The sequence below is a fragment of the Arthrobacter sp. 7Tela_A1 genome (genome assembly GCF_049311065.1).
GTDB lineage: Bacteria > Actinomycetota > Actinomycetes > Actinomycetales > Micrococcaceae > Arthrobacter_B.
Map to the genome: position 1 here is coordinate 33,355 of NZ_JAXIOO010000015.1, position 15,484 is coordinate 48,838.

Here is a 15,484-nt window from a genome sequence, read left to right on the forward strand (position 1 = left end):
GCTCTGTTCCCCCATAAGAAGCGGGTTTTCCTGTGTTCGACTCCGTGTCCTCGGTGGCGCTGCAAAGCGCTCTCAATGGCCTGGCCCTGCGCCAGCGCACCATTGCCAACAACATCGCCAACGTGAACACCCCCGGCTACCACGCCCAGCGGGTGAGCTTTGAAGACGCCCTGGCAAAGTCGGTCAGGGCCGGAAACAAGTCCTTCACGGAGTCAGTCACCGCCCGTTCCCTGGAACCGACCCGCCTCGACGGCTCCAACGTCAACCTGGACACCGAGACGCTCTCCAACATCGATACGGTGCTGCGCTTCCAGTTCGCTTCCCAAGCAGTTGGCGGAGAAGCCAACTCCCTCCGTACCGCGATGAGGACACAGTAATGACCTTCGACGCCATCGGCATTGCCGGTACCTCCCTGACCGTCCACCGCAAGTGGCTGGACGCTGTCTCGGACAACCTCGCCAACATGAACAACGCCTCGTCGACCGACGGCACCGCCTTCCAGGCCCGCTACGTCATCGCCCGCGAAGGGGCGGAGAACACCGGAGTCTTCGTTTCAGGCGTTGAATACGGCGACGGCGAGGGCCGGATGGTCCACGAACCCAACCACGCCCTCGCAGACGAAAACGGATATGTCCGCTACCCGGACATCGACATGGCCGAACAAATGAGCGCCCTGATCATGGCGCAGCGGGGCTACGAAGCCAACGCCGCCGTCGTTGACCGCGCCAAGGCCACCTACGAAGCCGCTCTCCAGATTGGACGCTCCTGATGCCCGTTCCCGCCGTAGGCGCCGTTGTCAGTACCCTGCCCACCGGTTACCTCGAGAACACCGCACCCGCTGCGCCGGCCACGGACGGCTCCGGGTTCGCGACGCAGCTCGCAGGCGCCGTTGACAACGCGCAGCAGCTCTCCTCCACCTCCAAGGAACTGGCCGTCAAGGCCGTCACCGGGGACCTGGATGACATCCACGCCGCCACGATCGCTTCCACCCGTGCCTCCGTCACGCTGGAACTGGTGGCCGCCGTGCGCAACAAGAGCGTTGACGCGTTCAACGAGATCATGCGGATGCAGGCCTAATGACACAGGTGAACGCGGCATTTGGCCGTTTGGGGAAAACCATCAGCCAGTTCACTCTGGCGCAGAAGACCCTTGCGCTGATTGGCATCGCTGTCCTGGCCCTGGGCATCTTCGCCCTGGCCAGCTGGGCCACCAAGCCTTCCTACTCACCGCTGTTCTCCGGCCTCCAGCCCTCCGATGCCAACACCATCGTGGAGCAGCTGCAGGCCGACGGCGTCCCGTACGAGATCGCCAACGGCGGCGGCACCATCATGGTGCCGGAGCAGAACGTCTACGACCAGCGGCTCAAGGCCGCCGGTGCCGGGCTGCCCGCGTCTTCCACGGGCGGTTACTCGCTGCTCGATGACATGGGCGTGACCTCCTCCGAGTTCCAGCAGTCAGTGACCTACAAGCGGGCACTGGAAGGCGAACTCGCCAAGACCATCGGCGCGCTCAACGGCGTGAAGACCGCTTCGGTCCAGCTGGCGCTTCCCGAAGAAACGGTCTTCGTTTCCGAGAAAGTGGATCCCACCGCGTCAGTCTTCATCGACACCGAATCCGGAGTGACGCTCAGCGGCGACCAGGTCCAGGCGATCGTGCACCTAGCCTCGGCTGCAATCGACGGCATGAAGGCCACCAACGTGGCCGTGATCGATTCCGCCGGAACCGTGCTCTCCGCCGTAGGCGTGGGCGCCACCGGTTCGGCCAACAAGCAGGCCACCGATTACGAAGAGCGCGTGGCCGCATCCGTGCAGACCATGCTGGACCAGGTTGTGGGGCCGGGCAACGCCACGGTCGCCGTGGCCGCCGACATGAGCTACGAATCCGCGAACCGGGTGGAGGAAACCTTCACCAATCCCGACGGCACCCCCGCCCTGAACGAAGCGACCACCACCGAGGAATACACCGGCGGCAACGGCAACACCGCCGCCGGAATCCTGGGCCCGGACAACATCGCTGTTCCCGACGGCGGCGACGACGACGGCAACTACACCTCTGAGTCCACCACCAAGAACAATGCGGTCAACAAGGTCACCGAAACCCGCGACATCCCCGCCGGTGCCCTGAACCGCCAGACCGTGTCGGTGGCCTTGAACTCCGCGACAGCCGCCGGGATGAACGTTGCCGATATCCGGGCGCTGGTCGCCAACGCCGCCGGCATCAGCGAAGCCCGCGGCGACGAACTCACCGTGGAAATGGTTGCCTTCAACGCCACCGGAGCCGAAGCTGCCCAGGAAGCCCTGGCAGCGGCCGAGGCAGCCGAAGAAGCTGAGCGGCGGGCTGAACTGCTGAGGACGGGCATCCTCGCCGCCGGAATTGTCCTGGCGGTCATCCTGGCCCTGATCGCCTACGCCATGCGCTCACGCCGCCAGAACCGTGAAGCCGTGGACATCGGCATCCTGCCCGAGCTGGATCCGCTGGCCCCGCCGGCAAACCTGGCCCTGATTGGACAGGATTCCGGCCGCAGCGCCCTGGAACCGCCGGTGGACACCGCTTCCATGAGGATCGTTGCCAATGCCGCGGACTCCGAGCGCAAGCTCGAAGAACTGGACCACCTCGCCTTGCAGGACCCCAGCCGCACCGCGGACTACCTGCGCAACTTCATGGATGAGGGGCAGCGCGTATGAGCGAGCAGAGTTCCGGGACAGCACTGGCCACCATGCCCAAACCCGACGAATCCCAGCCCTCGGACGCTCCGACAGCGGCCGTCCCGGCCATCCGTCCGACGGTCCCCAAGCCTGTCCTGCCCAAGCTGACCGGCATGCAGAAGGCTGCCGTTATCCTGATGCAGCTGGAAACCTCCCGCGCCGCCACCGTGCTGCAGCAGTTCACCGAGGCGGAGGCCCAGGAACTGGCAGCCGAGATCGTGAACCTCCGCCGCGTTGACGTGGCACTGGTGGAAGCGGTCATCAACGAGTTCTACGACATGACCGTGGACGGCAGGCGCCGTGCCCACGGCGGCCGCGACGTCGCCATGGGCCTGCTCGAAGCCTCCTTCGGCACCGAACGTGCCTCCGGCGTGATGGACCGGCTGGCCTCCTCCATGGCCGGGAAGTCCTTCGAGTTCCTGGAACGCGCCGAAGCCGTCCAGATTGTCAGCCTGCTGGAAAACGAACTGCCGCAGACCATCGCCCTGGTCCTGGCGCACATGCGGCCGCAGCGTGCCTCCGCCGTGATCGGCGGCTTCCCGGAGCAGCTGGGCACCGACGTCGCACAGTGCATTGCCAACATGTCCCGCGCGACTCCCGAAGCGATTCGGATTGTCGCGGAGACGCTCAAGGCCCGTGCCACCGCCGTGGGCGCAGCCCGCGAGGCCGCGGACCAGATCGGCGGCATCCAGCCGCTGGTGGACATCATCAACCGGGCCGACGCCGCCACCGAGCGCGCGCTGCTCGAAGCCCTCGATGCCCGCGACCCGGAACTGGCCGAAGAAGTCCGCTCGCGCATGCTTACCTTCGCGGACCTCACCAAGCTCGAACGCCGCGATGTGCAGCTGGTACTGCGCGGAATCGATGTGGCAGTCCTGGCACTGGCCATGAAGGGCGCCAACGAATCCGTCCTGGAGACCGTGCGGACCAACGTGTCCGAGCGCAACCGGGAAATTCTCGACGACGAAATTGCCGCATCCGGACCGGCCCGCCTGTCCCAGGTCGAGGAAGCACGGGCGACGATCGTCCGTGCCATCCGCGACCTCGAAGCCCAGGGCGCGATCACCATCCACCATGCGGACGAGGAAGAGTATGTCTACTGAGTCTGCGGAGCGCACGTTCGCGCGCATGGCCTACCCGACCCTGGGCGGCCATGACGTTGAGCGTGCCGCGGAACGCGGCCGGGCTGCAGGGCATGCCGCGGGGTACGCCGCAGGCCTGCATGCAGCCGCGGCTGAGACTGCCCGGGTCCGCCAGGAACTCAAGGCCCGGTTCGACGCGGAGCGGGCCGCGCTGCGTGCCCGCGCGGACCACGCCCTGGCGCTGCTGAACGCCGCCGAACAAAGCGTGGCGCAGCTGACCGTTCCCGTGGTGGCCCAGGTCCAGGACTCGCTGGCCGCCGCGGCTCTCGAACTCGCCGAGGCCCTGCTGGGCCGCGAACTGGCCAACGGAGAATCCTCGGCGCGCGCAGCACTGGACCGCGCCCTTAACGGCGTTGACGTCGGGCTGGTCCAAACCGTTCGCATGCACCCTGATGATCTGCAGCTCCTGGACAACGACACCCTGAATCAGGCAGGCGTGATCTTTACCCCGGACGCCGGCCTGAAGCGCGGCGACGCGGTCACGGAGTTCCCCGACGGCTTCCTGGACGCCGCACTGTCCAGCGCCCTGTCCCGTGCCCGGGCCGCCCTGCTGGGAGACGGCGCATGACGCTCACTGCCGAACCCCAGACCCAGACTCAGAACCAGGCCCAGGTCCAGACCCCGCCCCTGCCCAGCCGCCGCGACCGGCGCCGCGCCGAGGCACGCGAAACGCAGCCCATCACGTGGCGCCCGAAGCCCGAGGCCTTCGCGCAGGCGCTTGCCGCAGCGCGCCCGCAGCGGGTTGGCAAAGTCTCTTCCGTCCTTGGCCTGAGCGTCGAAGTCACCGGCCTTGACTGCGCCGTCGGAGACCTGGTGAGCCTGGGCGAACCTGAAGCCTCCGTGGACGCCGAAGTGGTCGCCGCGACGCGGGACGGCATCCGCTGCATGCCGTTCGGCCGCCTGGCAGGTTTGACCTCCGGCAGCCCGGCCCGTTCAAAGGGAGCACCGATGCGTGTTCCTACCGGAAACGGACTGTTTGGCCGGGTCCTGGACGGGCTGGGACGGGCGATCGACGGCAAGGGACCGCTGGACGTGGAAGCGTTCGTGTCCCTGGACCATGAAACTCCGTCCGCCATGCAGCGCTCCCGGATCACCGAACCCCTGCAGCTGGGCGTACGGGTGCTGGACACCCTCACCACCGTGGGCAAGGGGCAGCGCATGGGCCTGTTCGCCGGCTCCGGCGTGGGAAAGTCCTCCCTGCTGTCCATGATTGCCCGCGGCACCGATGCTGAAGTTTCCGTCATTGCCCTGGTGGGGGAGCGTGGCCGCGAGGTCCGGGAATTCCTCGAAGACGATTTGGGTGAAGAGGGCCTGGCCCGCTCCATCGTCGTCGTCTCCACCTCTGACGAGCCCGCCCTGATGCGCCTGCGGGCTGCGTTCGTCGCGACCCGCATCGCTGAATCCTTCCGCGACCGCGGCGCCGACGTCATGCTGATGATGGATTCGCTGACCCGCGTGGCCATGGCCCAGCGCGAGATCGGCCTGTCCGTTGGTGAACCCCCGGCCACCCGCGGGTACCCGCCGTCGACCTTCTCCCTGCTGGCCCAGCTGCTCGAACGCGCCGGAACGGACAAGACCGGCTCGGTCACCGGGATGTACACCGTGCTGGTGGACGGCGATGACCACAACGAACCGATCGCGGACTCGGCCCGCTCCATCCTGGACGGCCACGTGGTCCTGGACCGCAAGCTCGCCGTCGCCGGCCATTTCCCCTCGGTGGACGCCCTCGGTTCCATCTCCCGTGTTGCTTCCCGCGTCAATCCGCGCGAACGCAGCCAGGCTGCCTCCGGCCTGCGCCGCGTGCTTGCCGCGCGGCGGTCGGCGCAGGACCTGATCGACGTCGGCGCCTACCAGCGCGGAACCAATCCGTTGGTGGACGCGGCCGTGGACCATGAGAGCGCCATCAACACATTCCTGCAGCAGCGCATGGATGAACAGACTCCGGCGGATGCTGCGTGGGATCAACTGCACCAACTCACACGGAACCTGGGGGTTTAGGCATGGGACGTGATTTTCCGCTGGCCGGGCTGCTGAGGCTGCGCCGGCTGCAGCAGGACAGCGCTGCCGGGGAGCTGGCCGCTGCCAACGCCAAGCTCCGGCGCACCTCCGCCGCCCGGAGCGAAGCCTACGACTCGCTCGCGGCAACCCCGCTGGAAGCCGCTGACCCGGCAACCCTGAATGCCATTGCCGCGGCACGTGCTTCATCCCGCAGTCTGCTCGCTGACCTGCTGTCCGCCGAAGCCCTGGACAGCGCGGCAGCCAGCAATGCCCAGACCGAGTTCCATGCCGCCCGGGCACGGTCGGTGGGCTTGGAAAAGCTGGAAGACAAACATGCCGAAGCCCTCGCCGTCGAGGATCTTCACGCCGAACAGACGGTCCTGGATGAACTTGCCGGCACCACCTGGCACCGCCGGCAGAAAGAAGCCCTGTAAATGAGCATGACCGACGCGATCGGCCGGATCCAGGAGATCCGTTCCACGATCGACGCACTTTCCGGGACGTCCGCCGCTTCGGCGGCTTCCGCTCCTGCGGCCCGTTCCGCGTCCCTCGGGGGCGACACCGGCTTTGCAGCCGCGCTCTCAGCCGTAAGCGGCAGCGCTGCGGCTCCGGGGGGAGCCTCCAACGAAGCGCTGATGGCCTCCGTGGAGAAATACGTTGGCCTGCCCTATGTCTGGGGCGGGAACGATCCGGCCGTTGGACTGGACTGTTCCTCCTTTGTTCAGAACGTCTTCAAGGATCTTGGCCACAGCCTTCCGCGCGTCACCTGGGACCAGATGAACAGCGGAACCAAGGTCGATTCCCTGGCGCAGGCACAGGCAGGCGACCTGCTGTTTACCCACGACGGCGGCCACGTGTCCATCTACCTCGGCGACGGCAAGGTGGTGGATGCCCCGCAGCCGGGCAAGACCATCCAGGTCCGTGACGCCTGGGAAACCGATGCCAACATCACCACCATCCGGCGCATCCTGCCCACCGAAACTGCCGCTGTCCAAGGAGCATCCGCGCCCTCAACGGCTGCAGCAATCACTGACATGGTTGCCTCCGCACGGGCCATGCAGGCATCCCTGATGGGAGCGGCCCAGTGAGTATTCCAGCGGCTTTCCTGGCGCCCCGCCCGGCCGCCCCGGCCGGCGGACGGCCTGAATCGGCTACCGCTGACGGCGGTGCCGGGTTTGGTTCCGCCCTGGAGGCGGCCTCCGCCGGCGCGCTCCCCGTCCAGCAGCACGGTTCGGGGTCCGGTGCTCCCGCGGATGAGTCAGACCAGCCAGCCGCGGGTACCGACGCTGAAGCCGCCCTGGCGGCCGCCGGCTTCGGATTCGCCGAAACACTGCCGGCATTGGCGGGAACCGTTCCCGACCCAGGCACTGTTGCGGATGCTGAGTCGCCTGCTGCGGCAGCTGGCCGCAGCGGCATCGTCTCGGTGGAGACGGAGGCGGCCGCCTTGCAGCTGCCGGCAAACGGTATGCCTGCGGTCCAGTCCAACGACGGCGCTGCCGTGCAGGCAGCCGGACAGCTGTCGGGCGCGGGGCAGGACACCGCAGAGACGGCAAGGTTCTACGCTGCACCAACCGCCGCGGCTGCCGCAGCTGCGGTTCCAGGTTCGACGACAGGTTCCGCAACAGCTTCGGGAACAGCCCCGACACCCGCGGAACCGGCCCCGGGAACGGTTCTGCCTGCGCCGGTCCAGCCGGCGGCCGGAAACCCGCTTTCCGCCGGTACGCCGCAGGGCAGCGGTGGAATGGACGCTGTTGCGGCGGCCCGGGCAGCTGCCGTACCGGCAGCCGGAGCGCATCCGGAAGGCACCCCGGCCACTCCGGTGGCCGCGGCTGCCCCGACTGCTGCGACCGACGGCGCCGAACCCGCCGGCGCGGCACCTGCCGCTGCCCCAGGGACCGCCGCGGCGGCCCCTGCACTGCCGCTTCAGGCGCCCGCCGTCCCGGTGACGGTCCAGGCACCGGCCCCTGCACCCGCACAGGCACCGGCGCAGCCGGTCCCGCTGCTGACGCAGGTCGCCCAGCCGCTGTTCAGCTTGAACTCCGCAGCTGCCGGTGAACACGTCATGACCCTGAGCGTCACCCCGGAGAACCTCGGTCCGGTCACGGTTCGCGCCCATGTCAGCGCCGACGGGATCCGGGTGGAACTCTTTGCCCCGAACGACGCCGGCCGCGAGGCTTTGCGGACCATCCTCACCGACCTGCGGCGGGACCTTTCGGGGGCCGGCCTGAACACCTCGCTCTCCCTCTCTTCCCAGGACCAGCCCGGTGCAGAAGCGGACGGTCACGGGGAAGCCGCTGAACCCGGCACCGGCACCGGACGCCACCGCGCAGAAGCAGAGGCTGCGCCGATTCCCGTACAGCAGATTTTCCGACCCGTGGCCCACGGTGCGGTAACTACCCTCGACATCCTGGCCTGAGAAGGAGAACCACCCATGCCGGTAGAAGCAGTAGCACCAACCAGCGGGGCCACCGCTGCGGAGGCCGTCCGTGCGCCCAAACAGGTCATGGACAGCGAACTTTTCCTGACCCTGCTGGTCACCCAGCTGCGCAACCAGGACCCCAGTTCGCCCATGGACACCAATGAGATGATCGGCCAGACCACCCAGCTGGCCACCATGGAACAGCTCACCAACATGGCGACCATGAGCGAGGAGAACTTCTCCCTGCAGATGCGGATGGCCGCAGCGGGACTCATCGGCCAGACGGTGACGTACACCAATGCCGCCGGGGAAGCCGTCACCGGAACTGCCGGATCGGTTTCCTATCTCCAAGGGGTGCCGACAGTAAACGTTGACGGCGTGGATGTCCTCCTCGATGCCGTTTCCGGCGTAGTCGCTGCAGGTACGGCGGCTCCCGCCCCCGGCGGCAACGCCGGTTCCGGAACCCCGGGCACGACGGCGTAGCCCGGCCTCCGCGGCACTTCACCAACCCCTCCAGATTTTTTGAGACTTTCCGAACCCACCAGCTGAAAGGCGTATCCCATGCTCCGCTCCCTGTACTCCGGAATCTCCGGACTCCGCTCGCACCAGACCATGCTCGATGTCACCGGCAACAACATCGCCAACGTGAACACCACGGGTTACAAGGCCACCGCCGTCCAGTTCCAGGACACGCTGTCCCAGCTCACGCAGGGTGCCACTGCCCCCGGCGCCAACAACGGCGGCGGCAACCCCGCACAGGTCGGCCTGGGCGTGCTGGTCTCCGGCATCACCACCAACTTCACGCAGGGCTCCGCGCAGTCCACCGGCCGCGCCACGGACATGATGATCTCCGGTGACGGCTACTTCGTCACCCGGCAGGGAACGCAGACCACCTACACCCGGGCCGGTGCCTTCGACCTCGATGCAGACGGCCGCCTGGTCACCACGGACGGCAAGATTGTCCAGGGCTGGACCGGCGTCAACGGCGTCATCAACACCGGCGGTGCGGTGGGCAATGTGCAGCTGCCCGACGGCGCCATCGCTCCGGCCGTCGCGACGAGCGCCGCCACGGTTGGCGGAAACCTGCCCTCTGAAACGACTGCCGGTGACCAGAACGCCGCTCCAGCCGTGCCTGCCGGCACGATCGTCCGCGACATGGATGTCTACGACGCCAACGGCAACGCCACGGTTGTCTCCCTGACCTTCACCCGCACGGGGACCGGCTGGGACGTGTCTGCCCCCAACGCAACCCCTGTTTCGCTGGCCTTCACTGACGGCAAGCAGGCCGCTGGCGCCAATCCCGTGCTGAATGTTGGCGGCGTGGCCGTGAACCTCAGCGGACTGACCAGCAACGCCGGCGTCAGCACCGCTTCGGTGACCGACCAGAACGGCCGCGCGGCCGGAACCCTGGAATCGTTCTCGATCGCCAAGGACGGCACCATCATCGGCTCCTTCACCAACGGCGCCAAGCAGTCCCTGGCCCGCATCGCCGTCGCCACCTTCACCAACCCGGCCGGCCTGGAGAAGGCCGGCAACTCCGGCTACACCGCCACGGTGAACTCCGGCAACCCCGTCCTGGGCGGTCCGGGCGATCCCGGCATGGGCAACGCCATTGCCGGTTCGCTGGAAATGTCCAACGTAGACCTGTCCCAGGAATTCACCAACCTGATCGTCGCGCAGCGCGGCTTCCAGGCGAATGCACGCATCATCACCACGTCGGACGAAGTGCTGCAGGAACTGACCAACCTCAAGCGCTAGCACTGCGCGCCGCCCGGCCGCCCCCCCCCCCCCCCCGGGGGGGGGGCCCCGGGGGGCGGCCCGGCCGGAACATGGGCGGCCGGACCAGGCGTCTTCCGGGAGCGCGGAGCGGGGCCGCAGGCCCCATTTCCTTACGGACAGCGGCAACCGGCCGAAAGTAGGGGTGACGGCTTACTCAAGCCGGACGCTGCAACCGGGACGGGCCAATGATTGTTCTTACGCGACTGAACGATGCTCAGTTTGCGATCAACCCTGACCTGATTGAACGCATCCACTCCAACCCGGATACCACGCTGGTCATGGTTGACGGAGCCAAATTCATCGTCACCGAGTCCATGGATGAGGTGATCGCCCTGATTGCCCAGTTCCGTGCCCGGGTGATCTCCATGGCCCGGGACGTGCCTGCGGTTCCGTTTCGCCCCGGCGCCGGGCTTGGACTGGTCCCAGCTGCAGGCTCCGGGGGGACGCCGGCAGAGAATGACAGCAGTACCAAGACCGTGCCCCTTCGTCCGAGGAACAAATAATGGATCCGGCAACAATAATCGGCCTAGTACTCGCCTTCGGCTCGCTTTACGCGATGATCACCCTCGAAGGCGCGCACCTCAGCGCACTCCTGCTGCCTGCCCCCATGATCCTGGTCTTCGGCGCCACCATTGCGGTAGGCCTGGCCGGAGGCACCCTGAAGGACTTCATCTACTCCTTCAAGGCCCTGCCGCGCGCCTTCATGGGTAAGAAGCCCAACCCGGAGGAAACCATCGACAACGTCGTGGCCCTGGCGGAAAAGGCCCGTTCTGAAGGTTTGCTCTCGCTGGAGCGCGACGCCGCCGAAGTGGACGATCCCTTCCTGCAGGTTGCACTGCAGAACATCGCCGACGGAACCGACGGCGATGAGCTGAGGGTCCTCCTCGAGGACGAGATCCATACCAAGGCTTCCAGCGACAAGGTCGCCATCAAGTTCTTCAACAGCCTGGGCGGCTACGCGCCGACCATCGGCATCATCGGCACCGTGGTGTCCCTGACCCACGTGCTCGAAAACCTGTCCACGCCGGACACCCTCGGCCCCATGATCGCAACGGCGTTCGTGGCCACTCTTTGGGGCCTGCTCTCGGCTAACTTCATCTGGCTGCCCATCAGCGCCCGGCTCCGTCGCCTCAGCGACCTCGAAGTTGAGCAGATGACCCTCCTGATGGAAGGCGTCCTCGCCCTCCAGGCGGGAAGCCAGCCCCGCCTGCTCGGCGAGCGGCTGCGGGCCATGGTTCCCGCCCATGAACTTACCTCCCGGGCCCGCGAGACCAGCGAAGCGGCATGAGCACCAACCGGCGCAGGAAGCGCAAGGACGAGGAAGACGAACACCCGGACGAGCGCTGGATGGCTTCCTACATGGACATGGTCACCGTGCTGATGTGCATGTTCATCGTCCTCTTCGCCATGTCCACTGTTGACCAGGCAAAATTCGAGCAGCTGAAGGCGTCGCTGGCCACTGGATTCGGCCAGGTGGAAACCAACACTGTGGACACCGCAAAAGGGGTAGTAGTACCTCCGGCCATGGTGGAGACAGAGGAAATCCTTGACCCTGACGCTGATCTGGCGATGCTGGCAGCCATGGAGGTCGAGGATCTCACCGCGCTTCGGGACCGCCTCCAGGACGGTCTTGAAGAAAAAGGACTTCAGGACGACGTCCGCTTCGAGATCGACGAACGCGGGCTGACCATCCGCCTGGTCAGCTCCGAAATGTTCTTCGAGCCGGACCTTGCCGCACTGACAGGTGAGGCGCTCGATGTGCTGGACGTGATCGGTCCGCTCCTGCAGCCCACCAAGTATGAACTTTCCGTGGAAGGCCACACGGCCCAGGTCCGCCAGTACACGGACTCCGCACTGGACTGGGAACTGTCGACAGCTCGTTCAGTAAACGTGCTGCGTTACCTGATGGAGCCCGGCGGGATCGACTACAGCCGCATCAAGGCTGTCGGTTTCGGTGAATCGAGGCCCCTGACAGCGGGGACCAGCGCAGCCGAACTGGCGCAGAACCGGCGCGTGGACATTGTGGTGCTTTCGGGCCAGTCCGAGGCCGTCCGGCAGCTGATGCCCGCCGTCGTGGCGGGAGAGATTGTCTTCCCCGAACCTGACACGGATGCGGCACCCGCGGATCAGGGCGACGAGGAAGTTTTACCGGCCTCCAACCACTAACCGCACCACCGGACCGGCCGATAGTTTCTCCTGTGACGGTCCAGCAAGATATACCCCTTGGCATACCCCCAAAAGCCTCCCGGCAGGTGGAAATCTATGATTTCCGCCGTCCGACGACGCTTGCCCGCGAGCACGCCCGTGTCCTGGAAATGGCATTCGATACCTTCGGCCGCCAGTGGGGCACCCAGCTGACAGCCAAGGTCCGGGTCCTGTCCCAGGTCACCTCGGAGCAGGTGCAGACGATGACGTACGACGAGTACGTTGCCTCCCTGCCTGAGCACACCGGCATGGTGCTGTTCTCGATGCCGAACATCTCCGCCAAGGCGGTCATCCAGTTCCCGATGGCAGCGGCGCTGTCCTGGGTCCGCCACATGCTCGGCGGCACCGGCAACGAACCCGTCCCGGAACGCAAGCTGACCCACATTGAGCAGGCACTGCTGAGCCGAATCATGGACGAGGCTCTCGAAGACCTCCACTACGCGCTGGGCAGCCTGCTCGCAGCCCCGCTCTCGCCGTCGTCCATCCAGTACAACTCCCAGTTTGCGCAGGCCGCCGGTTCCACCGTGCCCATGATCGTGGCACGTTTTGAAATGGTCGTCGGGGACGCCTCGGCGCCCGCCACCGTAGCCCTTCCGGCCGAAGCGATCCTGCCCCAGCTGGGTCCGGTCCGGCCGAACATGTCCGACGCCACGCCTGCGGAACTGATCACCGAACAGCTGGCGAACCTACCCGTCGACGTCTCGCTGCAGCTCAACCCCATCTGGGTCAAGCCTGGCATGGTGCTGAACCTGGCCGTTGGCGACGTCCTAAATCTTGACCATCCGCAGCACCGGCCCCTCAACGTCGCAGTCGACGGCCAGACACTGGCCCAGGCTGCAGTGGGAGCCAGCGGCAATCGGCTGGCCGGAGTCATCGTAAGCACCGAGGAGAACAACTGATGAGCACCACCCTGGCCCAGCACACCGAAGCCGCCAACGCCCTTGTCCGGCTGCTGCCCACCCCCACGCCGCTCCAGCCGGCGCCGCACTCCTCCCTGGGCCTGCCCCTGGAGCAGATGGGGCAGGCAGTGACGGCATCCTTCGTCGGCGCTGTCTCGGCTGACCTCGCCGTCGTACTGCTGTCCGCGGGCCCGGGCGTTTCCGCGGTCGCGGGATCCGATTCACCGGTCATTTCCAATGCCGATGTCCTGCGGCCCGCCCTCGAAGCGGCCAGCGCATGCCTTGGTGCCGGTGTCCTCGGCGAAGCACGCACTGAAGACGCATCGGCACTGTTCGGACACATGGACAGCTCGGTTTTTGAACTGCGCGGCCCGGAAGGAACCGCCGGCTGGTTCGCGGTCCGGCTGCGTTCGGGCAGCGGTGCAGGGGCGGGCGCCGATCAGTCAGTGGTCGGCAAGCTCGGCCGCATCAACAACGTTGAAATGGCGCTGACGGTCGAAATCGGCCGCACCCGCATGGCAGTCCGCGATGTGCTGAACCTCGAACCCGGCCGCGTCGTGGAACTGGACCGTTCAGCAGGTGCGCCGGCTGACATCCTGCTCAACGGACGCCTGATCGCCAACGGCGAGATCGTCGTCGTGGACCAGGACTATGCCGTTCGCATCACCAAGATTATGGACGTAGCTGAGGGCCTGGGCTAAATGGATGAATCCGCAGTCCTGGCGCTGCGGGTCCTGGTATCGCTCAGTGTGGTCCTGGGGCTCCTCTGGTGGCTCCAGCGCCGGCTGGTGCGCGGCCGCAGCTCCGCCGGCGCCGAGGCACCCATCCGGGTCATCAGCCGGCAGGCCATCAGCCCGAAAGCATCCGTGGTGGTCGTCGAAACCGGCGGCCAGCGCTTCCTCCTCGGCGTGACCGAAGCCTCCGTCAACGTACTCAACACCACCGACGCCGATCCGGAGCCCGCCGCGGACGCGGCCTTCGCCGATTCCCTGCAGGGCGCCCGGGAATCTGCGGGCGCAGCTGAGGGCATCATGGCCGACGGCGACCTGCCGCGCCGCCGCGATACCCGGCGCGCCGCCCCGGCCCAGGGTCCTTCCGTACTCAACGGTTCGATCCTCTCACCGGATACCTGGCGCCAGAGCGCGGCCTTCCTTCGCCGCGGGAGGAACAGTTGAAGACCATAACGACGGCGCTGCCCGCCGCCGCTGTGCCCGGCTCCGTGCCGCGGGCCTCCCAGCTGCGCAGGGCCATCCTGTGCACTGTGCTGATCCTGGGCGCTGCCTTCGCGCTCCTGCTCGCCGGAGCCACCGCCGGACACGCCACTACTTTTGACCCCGCTCCGCCGGCGGCACCCACCGCTCCCGGCGCGCCGTCGGACCCTGAAGAGACCGGCGGATTCTCGGTGGACATCAACGGTGTGGACGGAACGCCGTCCACCGCCGTCGTCACCCTGATCGGCATCACGCTGCTCTCCGTGGCACCTGCCCTGCTGTTGATGATGACGTCCTTCACCAAGATCTTCGTGGTCCTGGCGATGACCCGGAACGCCCTGTCCCTGCCGTCCATCCCGCCCAACCAGGTGCTGGCCGGGCTGGCACTGTTCCTCTCGCTCTTCATCATGGCGCCGGTCCTGACGGAGATAAACTCCCTGGCCGTACAGCCCTACCTCAACGGTGACTTCACGTTCAACGACGCCCTGTCCGCCGGTTCCGGCCCGCTTCAGCAGTTCATGCTGGCTCACACCCGCGAAGAGGATATTGCGCTCATGACCCGGGCGGCGGACCAGCCGAACCCGGAGAACCCGGAAAGCGTCCCGCTGACCACCCTCATCCCGGCGTTCATGATTTCCGAACTGCGGGCTGCCTTCATCATCGGCTTCGTCATCTTCATTCCGTTCCTCATCATCGACCTGGTGGTCGCTGCGGCACTGATGTCCATGGGCATGATGATGCTTCCCCCGGTCATGATCTCCCTGCCGTTCAAGATCCTGCTCTTCGTGCTCGTGGACGGCTGGGGACTCATCATCACCTCGCTGGTCAACAGCTACCAGGGCGGCGGCTGATGGATACCAGCGCCGTCCTGGACATAGGCCTCCAGGGACTGTGGGTTGCGGCAAAGCTCGCAGCACCGGTGCTGCTGACTGCGCTGGTAGTTGGTTTCGCAGTATCCCTGGTGCAGTCGATCACCCAGATCCAGGAAGTGACGCTGTCCTTCGTACCGAAGGCCCTGGCCGTATGCATTGCGCTGCTCGTCTGCGGACACTGGATGATCACCGAAATGATTACCTTCACGCAGCAGCTGTTCGAGAAGATTCCGTCACTGCTCGGCGGGGGATGA

The 15,484-nt window shown here is 66.6% G+C and carries 20 protein-coding genes; all 20 read left to right on the forward strand.

Annotation, left to right across the window (positions count from 1 at the left end):
- The first annotated feature begins 32 nt into the window (after positions 1–32).
- The 20 genes from TVB01_RS08370 to fliQ all read left to right on the forward strand — a co-directional run bounded on the left by TVB01_RS08370 (position 33) and on the right by fliQ (position 15,484).
- A complete protein-coding gene (locus TVB01_RS08370) occupies positions 33–377 on the forward strand; it encodes a flagellar basal body rod protein FlgB (RefSeq protein ID WP_422455442.1) in 345 nt (114 codons plus the stop codon).
- Entirely contained in the window at positions 377–769 is a 393-nt protein-coding gene (locus tag TVB01_RS08375) for a flagellar basal body rod protein FlgC (RefSeq protein WP_422455443.1), read from the forward strand. Before TVB01_RS08370 ends, TVB01_RS08375 begins: the two co-directional genes overlap by 1 nt.
- Positions 769–1,077 (forward strand): flagellar hook-basal body complex protein FliE, encoded by a 309-nt coding sequence (fliE, locus tag TVB01_RS08380; RefSeq protein ID WP_227896154.1) that lies wholly within the window; start codon positions 769–771, stop codon positions 1,075–1,077. Before TVB01_RS08375 ends, fliE begins: the two co-directional genes overlap by 1 nt.
- Positions 1,077–2,684: a flagellar basal-body MS-ring/collar protein FliF gene (gene fliF / locus TVB01_RS08385; protein ID WP_422455444.1), complete on the forward strand. Its 1,608-nt coding sequence runs from the start codon at positions 1,077–1,079 to the stop codon at positions 2,682–2,684. The genes fliE and fliF overlap by 1 nt, the downstream gene beginning before the upstream one ends.
- Positions 2,681–3,808 carry a flagellar motor switch protein FliG gene (fliG, locus tag TVB01_RS08390; protein WP_422455445.1) on the forward strand — a complete coding sequence of 376 codons (1,128 nt, stop codon included), beginning with the start codon at positions 2,681–2,683 and terminating at the stop codon, positions 3,806–3,808. Before fliF ends, fliG begins: the two co-directional genes overlap by 4 nt.
- Positions 3,798–4,415 (forward strand): FliH/SctL family protein, encoded by a 618-nt coding sequence (locus TVB01_RS08395; RefSeq protein WP_422455446.1) that lies wholly within the window; start codon positions 3,798–3,800, stop codon positions 4,413–4,415. Before fliG ends, TVB01_RS08395 begins: the two co-directional genes overlap by 11 nt.
- Positions 4,412–5,845 carry a FliI/YscN family ATPase gene (locus TVB01_RS08400; protein ID WP_422455447.1) on the forward strand — a complete coding sequence of 478 codons (1,434 nt, stop codon included), beginning with the start codon at positions 4,412–4,414 and terminating at the stop codon, positions 5,843–5,845. The genes TVB01_RS08395 and TVB01_RS08400 overlap by 4 nt, the downstream gene beginning before the upstream one ends.
- Before the next feature lie 2 nt (positions 5,846–5,847).
- Positions 5,848–6,279: a flagellar export protein FliJ gene (locus tag TVB01_RS08405; protein WP_422455448.1), complete on the forward strand. Its 432-nt coding sequence runs from the start codon at positions 5,848–5,850 to the stop codon at positions 6,277–6,279.
- Positions 6,280–6,933: a C40 family peptidase gene (locus TVB01_RS08410; RefSeq protein WP_422455449.1), complete on the forward strand. Its 654-nt coding sequence runs from the start codon at positions 6,280–6,282 to the stop codon at positions 6,931–6,933.
- Positions 6,930–8,261, forward strand: coding sequence for a flagellar hook-length control protein FliK (locus TVB01_RS08415; protein ID WP_422455450.1), 1,332 nt, complete (start codon positions 6,930–6,932; stop codon positions 8,259–8,261). Before TVB01_RS08410 ends, TVB01_RS08415 begins: the two co-directional genes overlap by 4 nt.
- 15 nt (positions 8,262–8,276) lie before the next feature.
- Positions 8,277–8,747 (forward strand): flagellar hook assembly protein FlgD, encoded by a 471-nt coding sequence (locus TVB01_RS08420; protein WP_422455451.1) that lies wholly within the window; start codon positions 8,277–8,279, stop codon positions 8,745–8,747.
- Between the two features lie 78 nt (positions 8,748–8,825).
- Complete coding sequence (locus TVB01_RS08425) at positions 8,826–10,022, forward strand: flagellar hook protein FlgE (protein WP_422455452.1); 1,197 nt, start codon at positions 8,826–8,828, stop codon at positions 10,020–10,022.
- A gap of 206 nt (positions 10,023–10,228) precedes the next feature.
- Positions 10,229–10,546: a flagellar FlbD family protein gene (locus TVB01_RS08430; protein WP_422455453.1), complete on the forward strand. Its 318-nt coding sequence runs from the start codon at positions 10,229–10,231 to the stop codon at positions 10,544–10,546.
- Complete coding sequence (locus TVB01_RS08435; RefSeq protein WP_422455454.1) at positions 10,546–11,331, forward strand: motility protein A; 786 nt, start codon at positions 10,546–10,548, stop codon at positions 11,329–11,331. The genes TVB01_RS08430 and TVB01_RS08435 overlap by 1 nt, the downstream gene beginning before the upstream one ends.
- A complete protein-coding gene (locus tag TVB01_RS08440) occupies positions 11,328–12,209 on the forward strand; it encodes a flagellar motor protein MotB (protein WP_422455455.1) in 882 nt (293 codons plus the stop codon). Before TVB01_RS08435 ends, TVB01_RS08440 begins: the two co-directional genes overlap by 4 nt.
- A gap of 86 nt (positions 12,210–12,295) precedes the next feature.
- Positions 12,296–13,147, forward strand: coding sequence for a flagellar motor switch protein FliM (locus TVB01_RS08445; protein WP_422455456.1), 852 nt, complete (start codon positions 12,296–12,298; stop codon positions 13,145–13,147).
- Positions 13,147–13,848, forward strand: a complete 702-nt coding sequence (fliN, locus tag TVB01_RS08450) for a flagellar motor switch protein FliN (protein WP_422455457.1) — start codon at positions 13,147–13,149, stop codon at positions 13,846–13,848. The genes TVB01_RS08445 and fliN overlap by 1 nt, the downstream gene beginning before the upstream one ends.
- A complete protein-coding gene (locus tag TVB01_RS08455) occupies positions 13,849–14,322 on the forward strand; it encodes a FliO/MopB family protein (protein ID WP_422455458.1) in 474 nt (157 codons plus the stop codon).
- Between the two features lie 5 nt (positions 14,323–14,327).
- Positions 14,328–15,209, forward strand: coding sequence for a flagellar type III secretion system pore protein FliP (gene fliP, locus TVB01_RS08460; protein WP_422455485.1), 882 nt, complete (start codon positions 14,328–14,330; stop codon positions 15,207–15,209).
- Positions 15,209–15,484, forward strand: coding sequence for a flagellar biosynthesis protein FliQ (fliQ, locus tag TVB01_RS08465; protein WP_422455459.1), 276 nt, complete (start codon positions 15,209–15,211; stop codon positions 15,482–15,484). Before fliP ends, fliQ begins: the two co-directional genes overlap by 1 nt.